Origin of the sequence: Paenibacillus wulumuqiensis (genome assembly GCF_000971965.1) — a bacterium.
Taxonomy (GTDB): domain Bacteria; phylum Bacillota; class Bacilli; order Paenibacillales; family Paenibacillaceae; genus Saccharibacillus; species Saccharibacillus wulumuqiensis.
Genome location: NZ_KQ040793.1, coordinates 12,131 through 29,640 on the forward strand (window position 1 = coordinate 12,131; position 17,510 = coordinate 29,640).

At 47.0% G+C, this 17,510-nt stretch carries 15 protein-coding genes; 2 read left to right on the forward strand and 13 right to left on the reverse strand.

Going from position 1 to position 17,510, the window contains the following annotated elements; all coding sequences use genetic code 11:
• Positions 1-16 precede the first annotated feature (16 nt).
• From WH45_RS03040 to WH45_RS03100, 13 genes are all read right to left on the reverse strand, one after another.
• Positions 17-1,561 (reverse strand): 2-isopropylmalate synthase, encoded by a 1,545-nt coding sequence (locus WH45_RS03040; RefSeq protein ID WP_046212958.1) that lies wholly within the window; start codon positions 1,559-1,561, stop codon positions 17-19.
• 335 nt (positions 1,562-1,896) lie between these two features.
• Positions 1,897-2,886 carry a ketol-acid reductoisomerase gene (gene ilvC / locus WH45_RS03045; protein WP_046212959.1) on the reverse strand — a complete coding sequence of 330 codons (990 nt, stop codon included), beginning with the start codon at positions 2,884-2,886 and terminating at the stop codon, positions 1,897-1,899.
• 249 nt (positions 2,887-3,135) lie between these two features.
• Complete coding sequence (ilvN, locus tag WH45_RS03050; RefSeq protein ID WP_046212960.1) at positions 3,136-3,630, reverse strand: acetolactate synthase small subunit; 495 nt, start codon at positions 3,628-3,630, stop codon at positions 3,136-3,138.
• Positions 3,627-5,375, reverse strand: coding sequence for a biosynthetic-type acetolactate synthase large subunit (gene ilvB / locus WH45_RS03055; protein WP_046212961.1), 1,749 nt, complete (start codon positions 5,373-5,375; stop codon positions 3,627-3,629). Before ilvB ends, ilvN begins: the two co-directional genes overlap by 4 nt.
• 994 nt (positions 5,376-6,369) lie before the next feature.
• The gene (locus WH45_RS03060; protein ID WP_046212962.1) at positions 6,370-7,332 is read right to left on the reverse strand and encodes an ABC transporter permease; all 963 of its coding nucleotides are present in this window, start codon (positions 7,330-7,332) and stop codon (positions 6,370-6,372) included.
• Positions 7,333-8,412: an ABC transporter permease gene (locus tag WH45_RS03065; RefSeq protein WP_046212963.1), complete on the reverse strand. Its 1,080-nt coding sequence runs from the start codon at positions 8,410-8,412 to the stop codon at positions 7,333-7,335. It abuts the gene before it with no gap.
• Positions 8,405-9,943, reverse strand: a complete 1,539-nt coding sequence (locus WH45_RS03070) for an ABC transporter ATP-binding protein (RefSeq protein WP_046212964.1) — start codon at positions 9,941-9,943, stop codon at positions 8,405-8,407. The genes WH45_RS03065 and WH45_RS03070 overlap by 8 nt, the downstream gene beginning before the upstream one ends.
• A gap of 136 nt (positions 9,944-10,079) precedes the next feature.
• On the reverse strand, positions 10,080-11,114 hold the full coding sequence (locus WH45_RS03075; protein WP_046212965.1) for a BMP family lipoprotein: 1,035 nt from the start codon (positions 11,112-11,114) through the stop codon (positions 10,080-10,082).
• 668 nt (positions 11,115-11,782) lie between these two features.
• The gene (locus WH45_RS03080; RefSeq protein WP_046212966.1) at positions 11,783-12,277 is read right to left on the reverse strand and encodes a hypothetical protein; all 495 of its coding nucleotides are present in this window, start codon (positions 12,275-12,277) and stop codon (positions 11,783-11,785) included.
• A gap of 138 nt (positions 12,278-12,415) precedes the next feature.
• Positions 12,416-12,775, reverse strand: coding sequence for a 50S ribosomal protein L20 (gene rplT, locus WH45_RS03085; RefSeq protein WP_017811384.1), 360 nt, complete (start codon positions 12,773-12,775; stop codon positions 12,416-12,418).
• 26 nt (positions 12,776-12,801) lie between these two features.
• Positions 12,802-13,002 carry a 50S ribosomal protein L35 gene (gene rpmI, locus WH45_RS03090; protein WP_046212967.1) on the reverse strand — a complete coding sequence of 67 codons (201 nt, stop codon included), beginning with the start codon at positions 13,000-13,002 and terminating at the stop codon, positions 12,802-12,804.
• A 13-nt stretch (positions 13,003-13,015) separates the two neighbouring features.
• Positions 13,016-13,513, reverse strand: a complete 498-nt coding sequence (infC, locus tag WH45_RS03095; RefSeq protein ID WP_046212968.1) for a translation initiation factor IF-3 — start codon at positions 13,511-13,513, stop codon at positions 13,016-13,018.
• A 310-nt stretch (positions 13,514-13,823) separates the two neighbouring features.
• Positions 13,824-15,068 (reverse strand): glycosyltransferase family 2 protein, encoded by a 1,245-nt coding sequence (locus WH45_RS03100; protein WP_046213279.1) that lies wholly within the window; start codon positions 15,066-15,068, stop codon positions 13,824-13,826.
• Positions 15,069-15,678: 610 nt separating this feature from the next.
• Between WH45_RS03100 and WH45_RS03105 the strand changes: the two genes are divergently transcribed.
• A complete protein-coding gene (locus tag WH45_RS03105; RefSeq protein WP_046212969.1) occupies positions 15,679-16,206 on the forward strand; it encodes a phosphatase PAP2 family protein in 528 nt (175 codons plus the stop codon).
• A 119-nt stretch (positions 16,207-16,325) separates the two neighbouring features.
• Positions 16,326-17,459: an MGDG synthase family glycosyltransferase gene (locus WH45_RS03110; protein WP_407667998.1), complete on the forward strand. Its 1,134-nt coding sequence runs from the start codon at positions 16,326-16,328 to the stop codon at positions 17,457-17,459.
• Positions 17,460-17,510: the final 51 nt, after the last annotated feature.

Consider the following 17,510-nt stretch of genomic DNA (forward strand, 5'->3'; position numbering starts at 1 on the left):
TATTACAGATTCACTATCAGATCATACTGATGTTATCACGTCTGCCATAGGTTTTGCGCTTCTCGACCAGACGGTTCAGCGAATCCACATAGGCGCGGGCACTCGCTTCCAGAATATCCGTGCTAACGCCGCGTCCTTGGGCAGTGATGCCTTCCTGGGTTAATGCAACATGCACTTCACCAAGTGCATCCTTGCCCTGGGTAACCGCTTTGATCGAGTAGTCCGCCAGTGTTACATCTTCCTGGGAGGCCTTATCGATCGCGTTGTAGATCGAATCCACTGCACCATTGCCGCTGGACTCTTCGTGACGCACTTCGCCGTCGGCTGTCGTCAGGCGTACTTTGGCAACCGGTACCGATTCACTGTCAAAGGACACAAACAGGGAATCCAGCTGGAAGAATTCCGGCGCATCGGCCAGACGCTCTTCCAGCAGTGCAAACAGATCATCCTCGGTAATTTCTTTCTTTTTGTCCGCCAGGATTTTGAACTTGGCAAAAGCGGTATTAATCGCATCCTCATCCAGTTCGAAGCCCAGTTCGATCAGGTGCTCCCGGAACGCATGGCGGCCGGAATGCTTGCCCATAACCAGTTTGCTCTCTTTGAACCCGATCGTCTCCGGCGTCATGATCTCATACGTGGATTTCTCCTTGAGCATACCATCCTGGTGAATTCCCGATTCATGCGCAAACGCATTTGCACCAACAATCGCCTTGTTGCCCGGCACAACCATACCGGTCAGCTTGCTGACGAGACGGCTCGTACGGGCAATCTCGGACAGGGTAAAGGACGTCTTCGCCTGGTAAAAGTCCTGTCTCGTTTCCAGAGCCAGAGCCACTTCTTCCAGCGCTGTATTACCGGCGCGTTCGCCGATCCCGTTGATCGTACCTTCAATCTGATCCGCCCCGTTCAAGATCGCGGCCAGCGCATTGGCTGTCGCCATCCCCAGGTCATCATGACAGTGTGCGCTCAGCTGTACCTTTTCCACACCGGGTACATTTTCTTTGACATATTTGAAAATATTGCCGTATTCATAAGGAGACAGGTAACCGACTGTATCCGGCAGATTGACGACGTAAGCGCCTTCTTCAATCGCCATTTTCGTCATCTCAGCGACAAACTCCAGCTCGGTGCGTCCGGCATCTTCGAGCGAGAACTCCACTTTATCAAAATATTTGCGCGCATAACGGATCGCCGAACGTGCCGTATCCTTGACCTGCTCTTTTTCCATGCGCAATTTATACTGGCGGTGAATCGGTGAAGTCGCCAGGAACAGATGTAGGCACGGATCTTGCGCCCCCTTCAGCGCCTCGCGTACCGCATCGATATCTTGCTCTCTGGAACGCGACAGTCCAATAACACTCGCATTCTTCACTGCACGTGCCACAGCATTAACCGCTGCCAAGTCTCCAGGCGATGCCGCAGGAAAACCGGCTTCAATACGATCGACACCCAAACGCTCAAGCTGATGAGCAATCTCCACTTTCTCACGAGTATTCAAATTAACCCCTGGCGATTGTTCCCCATCTCTCAGCGTAGTATCAAAAATATAAACTTTACGCATTATCGCACCTCCTTGTTTTTATAGGTAAAAAAATAATTCTATATTCCCCAAGTAATGAATATACCTTACTTACCTCCCAACTGCCTTCCTCTCTACTTCCCTACCCTAACCTTAAAAAACAAGATTTTAAATTGATTTGCGGCAGGCAGGTTGGATACGTGCCAGCGGAGGGAAAAGAATGGTTCGAAAGAAGCGAAGCGTTCGCCTTTAAGATCTGATTTTGACTGCTGAAGCAGTCGTTCAAAAAATCAGATCTTAACAGCGATCGACCGAACAATCTTTTCCCGGAGCGCCCGTATCTCAACCCGACCTCCCCCAACTCAAACTTTCAAATCTTATTTTTTAATCCAATGCATCATATCACGCAGCTGTGAACCCACCACTTCCAGTGGATGCTCGGCTTCGTTGCGGCGTGTTGCCGTCAGGAAGGCACGACCGGATTGATTTTCCAAGATAAAGTCGCGTGCGAATTTGCCCTGCTGGATATCGGTCAGTACTTCTTTCATTGCTTTTTTGGTCTCTTCGGTAACGATACGAGGACCAGTTACATAGTCACCATACTCCGCAGTGTTACTGATAGAATCACGCATCGTCGCCAGACCACCTTCATACATCAGGTCAACGATCAGCTTCAGCTCATGCAGACATTCAAAGTAAGCCATCTCCGGTGCATAACCTGCTTCGGTCAGTGTCTCAAAGCCTGCTTTAACCAGCGCACTCACACCACCGCAAAGTACAGCCTGCTCACCGAACAGATCCGTTTCGGTTTCTTCACGGAAGGAAGTCTCGATAACCCCGGCACGTGTACAACCGATCCCTTTGGCATACGCCAGACCGATTTCTTTGGCGTTGCCGGTAGCATCCTGATGAATCGCGATCAGGCCGGGTACGCCAAATCCTTCTTCATATGTACGACGCACCATGTGACCAGGAGATTTGGGAGCAACGAGCAGTACATCATTTTTAGGAGCAACGATTTGACCGAAATGAACGTTGAAACCATGAGCGAACATCAATGCAGCGGTTTCTTTGAGGTTTGGCGCGATTTCGCTGTTGTATACGCTGGCCTGTGTCTCATCCGGCATCAGGATTTGTACGATATCCGCTTTTTTGGTCGCTTCAGCTACAGACAACACTTCAAAACCATCGTTTTTGGCCTTGTCGAACGATTTGCCTTCACGCAGACCGATCACAACAGACAAACCGCTGTCGCGCAGGTTTTGTGCATGTGCATGTCCCTGGCTGCCATAACCGATTACTGCGATTGTTTTACCTTTCAATACGTTCAAATCTGCATCATTTTCGTAATAAGTAGTTACTGCCATTTTTTCTTCCTCCTTTAATGTATGAAGCGTAGTACCGGCGCTGCCGATGGTTATTTCAACCCTCTGAGAAGAGCGGGTATTTCAAAAGAACGATTAGACTTCGTCTGTTGGTCCGGCATTACCCTATTCATCCATACAGCCTTGTGAGGATACTCTGTCTGTCATGCCTGCTGCTGCAGCCTTGCCAACTTTTCAGTACGCTATGTTCTTCTCAAATCCCCGCTCTTGTCAGCGGGCATGACTATGTTTTTATACGTTACCGCGTATCATCGCTGTCGCGCCTGTGCGGGAAAGTTCGCGGATGCCGTAAGGCTTGAGCAGTTCCACCATGGCATCAATTTTCTCGGTATCGCCAACGACCTGTACGATGAGACTGCTGGGTCCAATATCGACAACCGCAGCGCGGAATGTCTCGATAACACCCATAATTTCGGGACGCTCTGCCGGCTCTGCCTTGACTTTGATCAGCGCCAGTTCACGTGCAACCATCGGACGGGAACTAAGGTCAATTACCTTGATGACGTCGATGATTTTGTAAAGCTGCTTTTCGACCTGCTCCAGCGTGTTCTCGTCCCCGGTTGTTACAATGACCATCCGGGACAATCCTGCTTCTTCCGATTGACCGACGGTAATGCTCTCGATATTGAATCCGCGGCGGCCAAAGAGTCCGGAGACTCTTTGCAGCACGCCGGGCTGGTCATTCACTAATACGGCGATGGTATGTTTCAGCGTTGTCGGTATCATTCTTTATCCCCCATTAACATTTGATCAATGGTAGCTCCCTGCGGAACCATCGGATACACATTTTCATGCTTGTTGACTACGAATTCCACCAAGACAGGACCCGGTGTATCCATCGCTTCCTGCCATGCGGCGGCCGCTTCTTCCTTATTCGTCGCCCGCAGTCCCTTGACTCCATAAGCTTCAGCCAGTTTGACAAAGTCCGGACTGCCGGAGAGGTCGATATGACTGTAACGGTTATCGTAGATCAGTTCCTGCCACTGTCTGACCATGCCAAGCACCTGATTGTTCATAACGACAACTTTGACCGGGATGTTATTAATGGCGCAGATCGCCAGTTCCTGTGCACACATCTGCATACCACCATCTCCGTTGATGGAAATAACGAGTCGGTCCGGGTTGGCCATCTGGGCACCAATTGCCGATGGGAATCCAAAGCCCATTGTACCGAGTCCACCCGAGGTCACCCAGGAGCGCGGCTTGTTAAACCGGTAATACTGGGCTGCCCACATCTGATGCTGCCCCACGTCTGTCGTTACAATCGCTTCTCCGCGAGTTGTATCATTGAGCATTTCCACAACCCACTGCGGTTTGAGCACTTCGTCGGAATCGTCATAACGGAAAGGCTTCTCCTTTTTCCAGCCGGCGATCAGGGTGCGCCATTCATCGGCATAGCTGGAATGACCGGCTTCGATATTGAGCATCTCCAGTACGGTCTTCACATCGCCGACGATCGGAATGTCTGTCTTGACGTTTTTGCCGATTTCAGCCGGGTCGATATCGATATGGGCGATCCGGGCATGCGGGGCAAATCCGTCCAGCTTGCCGGTTACCCGGTCATCGAACCGTGCTCCGATGCTGATCAGCAGATCGGACTGCTGAATCGCATTGTTGGCTGCATAGGTACCATGCATTCCCGGCATCCCGATCCACAGATCGTGCCCGCTTGGGAAACCGCCCAGTCCGAGCAGTGTCGTCGTAATCGGAATACCTGTCGTCTCAACGAACTTTAGCAGTTCTTCATGTCCACCGGAGTAGACTACACCGCCGCCTGCCAGAATCAGCGGACGCTTGGCTTCGGCAATCGCCTGATGCAATTTGTCCAGCTGCAGCTTGTTCGGCATCACTCTCGGGTTGTACCCGCGCATCATCACCGGTTCGGTATGTGGTTTGAATAACGATTTGGCTGCCGATACATCTTTTGGAATATCGATCAGCACCGGGCCTTTGCGTCCTGTATTGGCAATGTGAAACGCCTCATGAATAATTCTCGGCAGATCTTCCACATCACGAACGAGGTAACTGTGTTTGGTGATTGGCATTGTAATCCCGGTAATGTCCGCTTCCTGAAAAGCATCGGTTCCGATCAGCGTTGTCGCCACATTACCTGTAATTACAACGAGGGGTACGGAATCCATATAAGCTGTCGCGATTCCGGTGACCAGGTTGGTTGCCCCCGGACCGGATGTTGCGATACAGACGCCGACTTTGCCGCTGGCACGGGCATAACCATCAGCTGCGTGAATCGCTCCCTGCTCGTGCCTTGTTAACAAATGCTTGAAATCATCGAATCCGTGCATAGCATCGTAAATGTACAACACCGCTCCACCCGGATATCCGAATACACATTCCACACCTTCCAGCAGCAGACTGCGCAGCAGCATTTCCGAACCTGTAATGACTTCAGGTTTCATCCATTTCTCTCGTAATTCATCTGTCGATTGCACATTGGGTATTTGCGCGCTCATCAGTATTCCTCCTCCCAAAATTTACATCAATCTCACACAAACAGCATATACAAAGCCGCTGCATCCCAATCCGGATGCATTCTGATTACGTATCAGGCTGGCAGCTGAGACGAACAAGGTATCAAAAAAAGCCTTTCGTCGCCTCACACAGAAAAGTGTTCTGTAGAGGGACGAAAGGCTATCGCTTCCGTGGTACCACCCATATTCGTGTACAGCCTCACGGCAATGTACACCTCGCCAGGTAATGTGCTTGTGCATCTTACCTGTAGTCTGTAACGTAGACTGTACGATTTTCCCTAATAATCATCAGAATCGATGCCTTTCAGGAAAATGGCTCCAAGGTGAGCTCGTATCTAAGGGTTTTTGATGAAGCTTGCAGCGAATGCTTCACTCTCTGGACAAAATAGCCCCTAAAACTTCGTCCTCTTCATAGCCGATAATTGGTATTCTCATCCGGACCGTAACAACTAGGTTGTTGTGTCGGCCGCTAATTTAGGAATATTATATGACTCATTCCAGACAGAGTCAACACTAATTTTTTTGTCTTTTTGAACAATCGTTTTGACATTCTCAAACTGCTATATTTATCCAATGGTCGAAAAAACCTTTTGTATCAAGGGATTATACTATGTTATTTTAATCCATCGTTTACATAACCATTTTCCCATTTGTGCTCGGTGCACAATCATTCGCTATAATTCTGTATGGCATTTTGTATATAATTCACACATGCTTTAATTTTAAAATTAACATTTTATAATCCTTTTTACAAAAGAATACTGCTTTGCAGATGATTCCTCACTACCTGTTTTTATGTTTACTCAGGAAAATTCATGCTGCTTCGCCCTGCAAATTTTATATACAAAAAAGCCGGAATCCGATACATCGAATTCCGGCTTTTTTGTATATAAGAGCCAGTATGCAGCATGTACTGTCTGACAGACGGCATACCGGGCTCTTTTAGACAGACAGGATCGTACAATTCACTGTCTGTCTATCGCTTGCTTGGATCGTACGGCTGCCCCAATGCTGAAGGTGCGCTGGAGCGTCCCACAGCTGCAACCAGTACGATAATGGTCAGTACATAAGGAAGCATGTAGATGACTTCAGGCGGAATGCTCTGTGTCCAGGCAAACAGCTGTACATAGTTACGCACGGCTTGTGCCAGACCGAAGAACACGGCTGCACCAAAAGCACCAATTGGATTCCATTTACCAAAGATCATCGCTGCGATCGCGATATAACCCTGGCCGGAGATCGTATTATGCGAGAAGGTACCGGTAGTGGTCAGCGTAATGGTCGCGCCGCCAATTCCTGCCAGTGCACCACTCAGCATAACGCCGATATAACGCATCCGGTTTACTTTGATACCTACCGTATCGGCTGCACTCGGATGTTCCCCGACGGAACGTAGGCGCAGACCAAACGGCGTTTTGTACAATACATAGAAAGATACAAAAACAAGGATAATCGCCAGATACGTGGTTGGATATGCATTGAAGATCGCATCACCCAGCAGCGGAATCTCGCTCAGATAAGGAATAGCGATACGGCTGTAACCGGCGATCAGTTCCGTCTCACCCGCACCCTCAAACAGCAGTTTAACCATATAAAGCGTACTTCCTGCTGCCAGGAAGTTGATTACAATACCGCTGATGACCTGATCGGCTTTGAAAGTAATCGAAGCCAGTGCATGAATGAGCGATACAATCGTTCCCATTACAATCGCAGCCAGCAGGCCCATCGTTGCCGCCGAGAATGCATCCATGCCCGCATCCTGTGCATAGTGACCTACAACACCGGCTGCAAAAGCGCCAAAGACCATCAGACCTTCCAGTCCCAGGTTCGTCACACCGGATTTTTCCGAGAAAATGCCGCCAAGGGAAGTGAATATCAGAGCTGTAGCAAATACAAGCGTCGTATTAATGAGCTGCCCGATAATTGTTAATACGTCCATTTACAACACCTTCTCTTTCTTACGCTTGGCATAGAACGGCTTCAGTACCCAGCGCACAATACCCTGTGCAGCGATAAAGAATATAATGGCACCGATAACGATACGTACGATCTCAGGCGGTACATCCGCGCTGAAGCTCATACCTGCCGAACCGTAGGTCAGCGTACCGAACAGAATGGAACCAAGGATAATACCAAACGGATTATTCATCCCGATCAAGGCTACCGCGATACCGTCAAACCCGGTTCCCGGTGAACTCGCCATAACCGACTGGTAACCGAATACCCCGAGTACTGTAAACGCGCCGCCCAGACCGGCAAACGCACCACTGATGAACATCGCTTTGACTACATTGCGATTAACGTTCATACCTGCGTATTTGGAAGCATCCTGGTTAAAACCTACCGCACGCAGCTCATAACCCTGCTTGGTTTTCCACATAAAGATATAGAAGAATACCGCAGCAAGCAGCGCAATCACGGTTCCCCAGTGTACACGCGCGTTGCCCATCATCTCGGACAACCAGCCGATCGCGATAGAAGCTGTTGGCTGAATATTCACCGAACGGTTCTCGCCTTCCAGCAGTGCAAAGTTGTTAATAATCATATTGGACAGGTATAGACCGATCCAGTTCAGCATAATACAGGATATAACCTCGTTCACGCCTCGTGCAGCTTTGAGATAGCCGGCAATCGCTGCCCACAATCCACCAAATACCGCACCCGCAATAACAGCCAGCGGAGCATGGATGTATACAGGCAGTCCTTGCACATGGATACCGACGATGGAAGCTGCCGTCATCCCGATCAAGAACTGTCCTTCACCACCGATATTGAACAGACCGGTACGTGCCGCAAAAGCAAATGCCAGACCTGTCATAATGAGCGGTGTCATCTCACGGATCGCTTCACCAAAGTTATACGAGTCTCCGTATACACGGGTAATCAGTGCACTGTAGGCTTCAAACGGATCATAGCCGCCAATCAGCATAACGAGTGCGCCGAGAATCAGACCCATAATAATGGCCACCAGAGACAGAATGAACGAATCCCCGGTAAATATCTTCATTAGTTTACTCATGCGCTGCACCTCTCTTTACGGTGCTTCCCGCCATCATTAAGCCCAATTCCTGATCATTGGTTTGTTCCGGCAGCACTTCACCCACAATTTGTCCTTCATAGATAACCGCAATCCGGTCAGATACATTCATGATTTCATCCAGTTCAAAGGAAATCAGCAGAACCGCTTTGCCCTGGTCACGCTGGGCAATCAGCTGCTTCTGTACAAATTCAATCGCACCCACATCCAGACCGCGTGTCGGCTGTGCCGCTACGAGCAGTTCCGGATTCTTGTCGATCTCACGAGCGATAATCGCCTTCTGCTGGTTACCACCGGAGAGTGAACGCGCCATTGTATGGATGCTTGGCGTACGCACGTCAAAAGCTTCGACCAGACGGGTAGCCTTTTTGTCGACTTCATCATATTGCAAAAATCCGTTTTTGTTATACGGTGCTTTGTAGTACGTTTCCAGTACCATATTCTCACTGACCGAGAAGTCCAGTACGAGACCGTGCTTGTGACGGTCTTCCGGAATATGAGCTACGCCGGATTCAGTGACTTTACGCGGAGTCAGGTTGGTGATGTCTTTGCCATGCAAGGTCACCTTGCCACCCTCTACATGTCTAAGACCGGTCAGCGCCTCGATCAGCTCAGTCTGTCCGTTGCCGTCTACGCCAGCGATACCCAGAATCTCTCCGGCTCTCACCTGCAGATTCAGATTGTTCAGTACAGCCATGCCATCCTTGTTTTTGGAAAGGATATTTTGCATTTGCATAACGACTTCACCAGGCTCGGCAGCTTTTTTGTCCACTTTGAAACTGACGTTGCGGCCAACCATTTTCTCGGCTAGTTCCTGTGGAGTGGTCTCTGTCTTTTTGACCGTATCGATGACTTTACCACGACGAATGATCGTTACCGTATCCGCAATTTGCATAATCTCTTTGAGTTTATGAGTAATCAGGATAATGGATTTGCCTTCCTGAATCAGACGCTGCATAATCTCCATCAGCTCGGAGATTTCCTGCGGTGTCAGTACAGCTGTCGGCTCGTCAAAGATCAGAATGTCAGCGCCGCGGTACAGTGTCTTCAGGATCTCTACACGCTGCTGCATACCGACCGAAATATCATGAATCTTGGCATTTGGATCTACACGCAGACCGTACTGTTCGGACAGCTTGCGGATCTCCTCAGTTGCTTTTCTATAATTGATTCGGGCACCTTTTCTCGGTTCGGAACCCAGAATAATGTTCTCCGTAACGGTAAATGGCTGAACGAGCTTAAAATGCTGGTGGACCATACCGATGCCCAGCTCAATTGCTTTGTTGGGGCCATCGATGACAACCGACTTGCCGTTCACTTCAATGCTGCCTTCATCCGGCTGATACAACCCGAAAACGATATTCATAAGCGTTGATTTGCCGGCACCATTCTCACCGAGGAGAGCATGAATCTCGCCTTTATGCAGCTTCAGACTGATCGAGTCATTGGCTACGATACCCGGAAAACGCTTTGTTATTTGTTTTAACTCTACAACAGGGGTTGCTGTATCCATTAGATCACCCTTATAAGCAAATTAATAGTTCATGTATTACCCGGCACTTGCTGTTTCCCTCAAAATTACCTGTAGACGTAACAACAAGGCTAGTTATTAACCAGCCTTGTTTTTCATACTATATGATCAGTAACAATTATTTCACTGTATCAGGTACTTTAACTTCGCCAGCGATGATTTTTGCTTTGTACTCATCAACCAGTTTCAGTACGTCAGCAGGTACGTTTTTGCTGGATGTATCCGCAATACCTACGCCGTCATCTTTCAGACCCAGTGTTTCTGTGCCGCCTTTGAAAGTACCATCGATTACTTCCTGGGATACTTTCTCGACTGCAGTATCAACACGCTTGATCATGGAAGTCAAAGTTACTTCATCACCGAACTCCAGGGATTGGTCTTTATCTACACCAATAACCCATACTTGCTGTCCGGATTTTTTGCGGGATGCTGCTTCGTTAAATACGCCTGTGCCTGTTGCACCGGCAGCGTGGAAGATAATGTCCACACCTTCATTGTACATCGTTGCCGCAGCTGCTTTACCTACATCCGGCTTGTCAAATGCACCGGCATAGTTGGCAATAAATTCAGCTTTAGGGTTAACCGCTTTGATACCAGCCTGGAAGCCAGCTTCGAAGCGTTGGATCAGAGGGCTTTTCTCGCCGCCTACAAAACCGATTTTATTCGTTTTTGTCATTTTACCGGCAACAACGCCTACGAGGAAGGAACCTTCATTTTCGGAGAATGTTACAGATTTAACGTTTGGAGCGTCTACTACACTATCAATGATTGCCAGTTTGGCATCAGGGTTTTGTCCTGCAACGGTTTTGATTGCGTCTGCAAGGTTGAATCCAATACCCCAAGTCAGGCTATAGCCGTCTTTGACGAACTGGTTAAGGTTAGGAATGTAATCCTGGTCCGATTTACTTTGCAGGTATTTTACACTTGCTCCGCCAGCGGATTGTACTTTTTCAAGAGCTTCCCAGGCAGATTGGTTAAAGGATTTATCGTTTACGCCGCCTACGTCAGTTACCATACCGACTTTGACGTCGCTGGAACCTTTGCCTTCAGATGTGCTGCCGCCACTTGCATTGTCGCTCTTGTTACCGCATGCTGCCAGAAATACCGACAGTGCCAGTACCATAATCAGCGAAAGTGAATAGACCTTCTTCATGTATCTTTTTCCCCCTTAAAAGTATCAACTATGTTTCTGTCTCTCTCATGAAAACACGAACATTTTCTGAAAATAACATTATTTTGTTCGCTTTCGGAGCAGATTTAATAGTCACTGAACCGATTATACAATCATGTGATAGGAAAATCTACTATTTTAATAACAAATGGTCAATTAATTTATCCTCTAAACTATGTAAGCGGTTTATATTGTAATTTTTTACTAATTAATGTTAGGTATGTGTTATATAACCTTCACATACTTTACAATATATCCGTTTTATTAGGGTAAAAAGAATAAAATTGACGATTATTCCTGACATCTTTATTTCCTCATGGACGGTTTGATTCCATATATAAGAAATCACCTTTTCAGCAGCAAAATCAAAATAAACAATCCCCTAATTAAGTGCATAATAGCCTTCTTATCCAGCTAAGATTATCCATGAACAACCTGGATGGAAAGACCCAAAAGCCTGCACCTGCGTAATGCCCTTCAGACAGTTTACGTGATTTGCCTGCGGACAGCAACACATTTCTGCTGCTGCTCCGTTTCAGAATCCACTCTCTGGAATACTGTAAATAAAAAGGAAATTCGCAATATCACCTTCACTTGTTATTTCGGACAAAACCCTGTTTTTGATAAGCCCCTGTCTGGTAAGCAGCAAGTCAGAATTGATTTTCGATAGAATAAGCAACTGCACCTTGAGAGCCGTCTGCATTGGAAATACGAATCATCCAGTCTCCGGCCTGCTGTGCAATCCATGTATATTGAGTCGTAACCTTTTTGCCTGGAGCGATGGTTACTTCAGCACATCGCTCTCCTGTCGGATCATTCAGATAATATGTAAATGATTTTGTGCCTGTATTCTTCATATGAATTTGGAGGTTCTGTGTTCCTGTGCTCGACTTTGCATTTACAGTGAACACCTGCTGCGCTTGTCCATTGAATATAACTTTAATCTCATTCAAAATTTGTTCTGTATGTAATGACGTTTTACTGCTTTCGTGATGCTCTGATTGATCAATAGACTGTGCTGAAAGGGCAGCTGCAGGGAGCACAGGCTGTGTAACAGGATGCTTTATACTGTTCAGGCTCGCGACTGTGATGAACAGCAGGGCTGCGGCTGAAGATACAATGAACATGTGGCGCTTTCGCTTCATTATAATGGTCCTCTCTATGTATATAGGTAGTGACTATTTGCTCTGTACCCTTTCGTTTATCATTTAGTACATAATAAAAGGCCATCCATTATCCAATGAATAGATAAATAGATAGCCTTTTATAGGGCGCAAATTAAATTACGCGTTGATTTTTTCTTTTGCTACAGTAGCCAGGGAGTTGAACGCAGTTACATCGTTAACTGCCAGGTCTGCCAGCATCTTACGGTTGATGTTAACGCCAGCCAGTTTCAGGCCGTGCATCATTTTGTTGTAAGACAGTCCGTTCAGACGAGCTGCTGCATTGATACGTACGATCCACAGTCTGCGGAAGTTACGTTTTGTTTGACGACGGTCACGGTAAGCATAGAGCAGGGATTTGTTAACCTGTTCTTTTGCTGTTTTGAAAATACGGTGTTTGGAACCGAAGTAACCTTTTGCCAGTTTCAGATATTTCTTGTGTTTACGACGTGTGACGAATCCGCCTTTAACTCGTGCCATATTGATAACCCTCCCGGAAAATTAAATTATTTAAGATTAGCTAAGCCTTGTTTCAAACGTCTTACGTCGCCAGCTGCCATCAGCGGGCTAGTTCCCAGTACGCGCTTTTGACGTTTGGATTTGTGAGAAAGCAAGTGGTTTTTGAAAGCTTTGTGACGTTTCACTTTACCAGTTCCTGTAACTTTGAAGCGTCCTTTTAAACTGCTATGAGTTTTCATTTTAGGCATTTGAATATCCCCCTTAGTTATTTTTCGGCGCCAAGATCATAATCATGCTGCGGCCTTCCAGTTTGGGCTGGCGCTCTACAGTACAGATATCTGCAACTTCATCTCTTACGCGTTCCAAGACTCTTTGTCCAATATTTGCATGTGCAATCTCGCGACCGCGGAAGCGGACCGAGCATTTCACCTTGTCGCCATTATTCAAGAATTTGTTCACGTTACGGAGTTTGGTTTGGTAATCATGCTCCTCCGTATTCGCATGGAAACGCACTTCTTTCAGTTCAACAATCTTCTGATTTTTGCGCGCTTCTTTTTCTTTCTTCTGCTGTTCGTAGCGGAACTTACCGTAGTCCATAATCCGACATACCGGAGGCTTCGCTTGCGGAGCAACGTTAACCAGATCCAGATTCAGATCGATCGCCATTTGCAATGCTTCGCGAGTCGGCTTAATTCCGATTTGTTCACCGTCAGCACCTACCAGACGTACTTCTTTTGTCCGGATTTCGTCATTGATCATATGTTCTTTACTAATAACCTTCCACCTCCAAGATATAATAGACACTACTATTACAAAATAAAAAGGGATGCAGGTCTCATCACCCGCATCCCTTGATCAGTATACATTCATGACAAATCATTGTCGATAAATTACAGATCAATGAACCAGCCGATAACAGATCGGTCAGGTGAGAAGACTAGCTTCTGCTTTTCATTAACGTTCTCGTTAACACACTTGAATATTATAGCATGGGTTTCCATACAAGTCAACAGCCTGCACAATTAAATTATGCAGGCTGTTGAGGACTAGTTATATGATGCACTCTCGCTTACAGAGAGCTTTGTTTACCCTGTACTTCTTCCAGCCGTACCACACGTGTATGTTCGGTATGGCTCCACTGTTTGTTGTTCTGTGTAAAGAATGCGTAGAACGTAATCGGCCACCAGGACAATCCGTAGATTGGGAACAACAGCAGATACATGTACACTTTCCACGATTTGACCTTCTCCAGAATCATTGCCAGGATAAAAGTCACTACGTTGGCGAAGATCGCTACAAAGGCTACCCACATCGGCATGTAGTTATATACAGATGCGATATGAGGACCGCCCAGAATCGCTGTATCGATCCATACTGCCGCTGTCATCAGGAAGGTAATCAATACGATGTAGACGTTAACGCTGTAGAGCGCCAGGTCAAACTTGATAATGTTGGCTTCCTTGATACTTTTCCACAGCAGCGGGAAGAAATAGCGGCGCGCCACTGTAAAGTGACCTTGCATCCAGCGCAGACGCTGACGGGAGGAAGCTTTGAATGTCAGCGGCTTCTCGTCAAATACTTTGGCGTCATAGCTGAATTTTGGATAGATGCCTTTTTCGGCACAACGCATGGTGAACTCCAGATCTTCTACCAGACTGGTTGCACCCCAGCCGATTTCCTTGAGCAGTTCATTTTCAAAACACATACCCGTACCACCGAGGAAGTTCGCCATATTCAGGTTATGACGGGACAGCTGCCACAGACGGTTGATGTACCAGTAGGATACGCCGTAAGCTGCAGTGATCCATGAATCTTCCGGGTTCTTGGTGTCGATATAACCCTGGATAACACGTGCGCCTTCACACATGTCATTGTTCATTTCTTTGAGGAAGTTCGAAGCAGCCAGATTGTCCGCGTCAAACATCACGATACCGTCGTACTGGCGAGGCATACTCCACAGTTCGTTCAGCATCCACTCAATCGCATACCCTTTACCGCGCTGATTGGGATTTGTGCGTACACATGCGTTCATGCCGTGGCTGCGTACAATATCAGCTGTGTCATCTGTACAGTTATCACAGATAACGAACACATCGTACAATTCTTCCGGATAATCCATTTCTTTCAGGTTTTCCATCAATGCGCCAATAACTTTTTCCTCGTTATGCGCAGCTACCAGAATCGCAAAAGACTTTTGCGGAGCATGCTCCGGTCTTCTTTTGCGTTTGATAATCCCGAACAGGGAGAACCCGAACTGATAGACCGCGATCAGTGCCAGCAGAATCTGCAGCACTATAAATGTTGTATCCAAGATATTACCCATGAGAATGTGTGACCCCCTTCATATGAAACCCCTTCAAACCCTGACGACTGTTTTCTCTTTTGTCTAACACTTCATTTTTTGAATATCTGTTTTATAAATGACTCAAATTTCATAATTCCAAGTAACTGATGTAAGCCTCATGAAACTTTTACATGTAGACATAAAGATTTTGCACACTTTTTGCTCATTTGTCAAAGGTATCAAATGCAGTATGCTGTGAAAAACTCTATAATTAGGACGACAAACACGGCGAAAAGGTTCCAAGGCGAGGTCTATCAGCGTTTTATGGTATAATATCTTGGTTTTTCTCACTTTTCACGTCTTTAGCCTTAATTTTACAGTTCGATTTGGAAAATGGAACCAGGCAACAAGTTGCCTGACAATCTATAAACCGATTAATTTCGCTTGAATCACAAACTGTAAATGGCCTGATTATCTGTCTTTGTCCGAAATGAATGAGTAAACCGATTAGAGGGTAAGAGTAATTAAGGGAGATTATGTATGATTTAACCCTGAGTTAACGTTATAATGCTTGAAATGGTTAAAGAATAAAAATATGATTAATTTAAGCCTACAAAGGCAATATATACGGGGGTCTCTCATGCGTCAGTTCCTTATACGTCTACAAACCATGGAGCAGTATATTTTCAGATGGTTTAACACAAGGCTTCATAACCGGTTCCTCAACATCTTTTTTTACTATTTGACGAATCTGGGTGGAGCCACTTTTACGATTATTGCTACACTGGCCCTTTGGCTGCTGGCACCGGCTCCCTGGGATCAGGCTGGTCTGCATGCTGCTGTTGCATTGGCAGTCAGTCATATCCCTGTCGCTATTGCCAAAAAACTGTATCCGCGTATACGCCCGTATCTCGCCATACCCGAGACGATCACTTTTCGTAATCCGCTCACGGACCACTCTTTTCCGTCCGGACATACGACAGCTGTATTCTCGGTAACGGTTCCGTTCATGCTGGCTGATGCACATACTATCCCGTTTCTTCTGCCGCTGGCATTGATTGTAGCGGTGTCCCGTATGTATCTGGGGCTTCACTATCCATCGGATGTACTGGTAGGCGCGCTCATCGGATCGTCGGTTGCTTTTGGCACAGTTGCATTGTGGCCGTAAAGCGGTTATTGTAACAGTACGGTAACATTGTTACAGTTATATTACAGACCGGCTCAAAAACGGTCTGGAAGGCTTTATTTACTTAATTGAGAATACCTTGCAGAAAAGGTGAAATGAACGTGTCAAAATACAGAGTGCTGCTCTTGTCGGAAGGTTTTGGTTCAGGACATACACAAGCTGCTTATGCCCTATCCAGCAGCCTGCGTAAAATCTCACCGAATATACAAACCAGAGTACTGGAGCTCGGCAGTTTCCTCAATCCCAAAGTAGCGCCGCTCATTATCACCGCCTATAAAAAAACGGTTGTCTCGCAGCCAAAGCTTGTACGCATGATGTATCGCAGTCAATATAAAAAATCGATCAACCGTTTGGCAACACTGGCGCTTCATCGTATTTTTTATACGCATACCCAGAATGTGATCCGGCAGCTGCGACCTGATATTATCGTATGTACCCATCCGATCCCGGGTGCGGTTATTTCCCGGCTGAAACGTCTGGGTATGCCGATTCCGCTGTGTATGGTGATTACGGACTACGATGCTCATGGAACATGGATTATCCCGGAGGTGGATCGCTATCTGGTCTCCACGGATGGAGTACGTTCCAAGCTGATGATGCGTGGAATACCATTCTCCAAAATCAAAGTCACCGGCATTCCCGTACATCCGAACTTCTGGGAACATCCCAGCAAGGCGGAGATCCGGATGCGATTCGGCTTAAAGGATATGCCTACTGTGATGATTATGAGCGGCGGCTGGGGAATGATGAGCGATGATGCTGTCAATGCTTATCTGACCAGCTTCGCAGACCGAGTACAATTTATTTTCTGCTTCGGCAGCAACGATAAAGCCTATCAGCGGGCACAGCGGGACCTGAACTTCGGTCATGAAAATATCCATCTGATCCGCTATACCAAAGAGATTGATAAACTGATGGAAGTGTCGGACCTGCTCATTACCAAGCCGGGCGGGATGACATGCACGGAAGGATTGGCCAAAGCGATTCCGATGCTGTTTTACAATCCGCTGCCCGGGCAGGAAGAACAGAATTCCCGTTACTTTACCGAACAGGGCTGGGGTGAACCGATCACCTCGATCCATGTGGTTACCCAGTGGATGGAACTGCTCATTAATGATTATGATGCTGTGGTAATGCAGCGCCAGCTCAAGCTGGAGCAGATCGACCGTTATAATCCTACCGAATGCGCACGCAGCATCATGGATATGGTTGAACATAATAAGGTCTTAACCTGAGTTCAGGTTAAGACCTTATTTGTGTTTGTTCCTATTGAACAGGGTACCGGA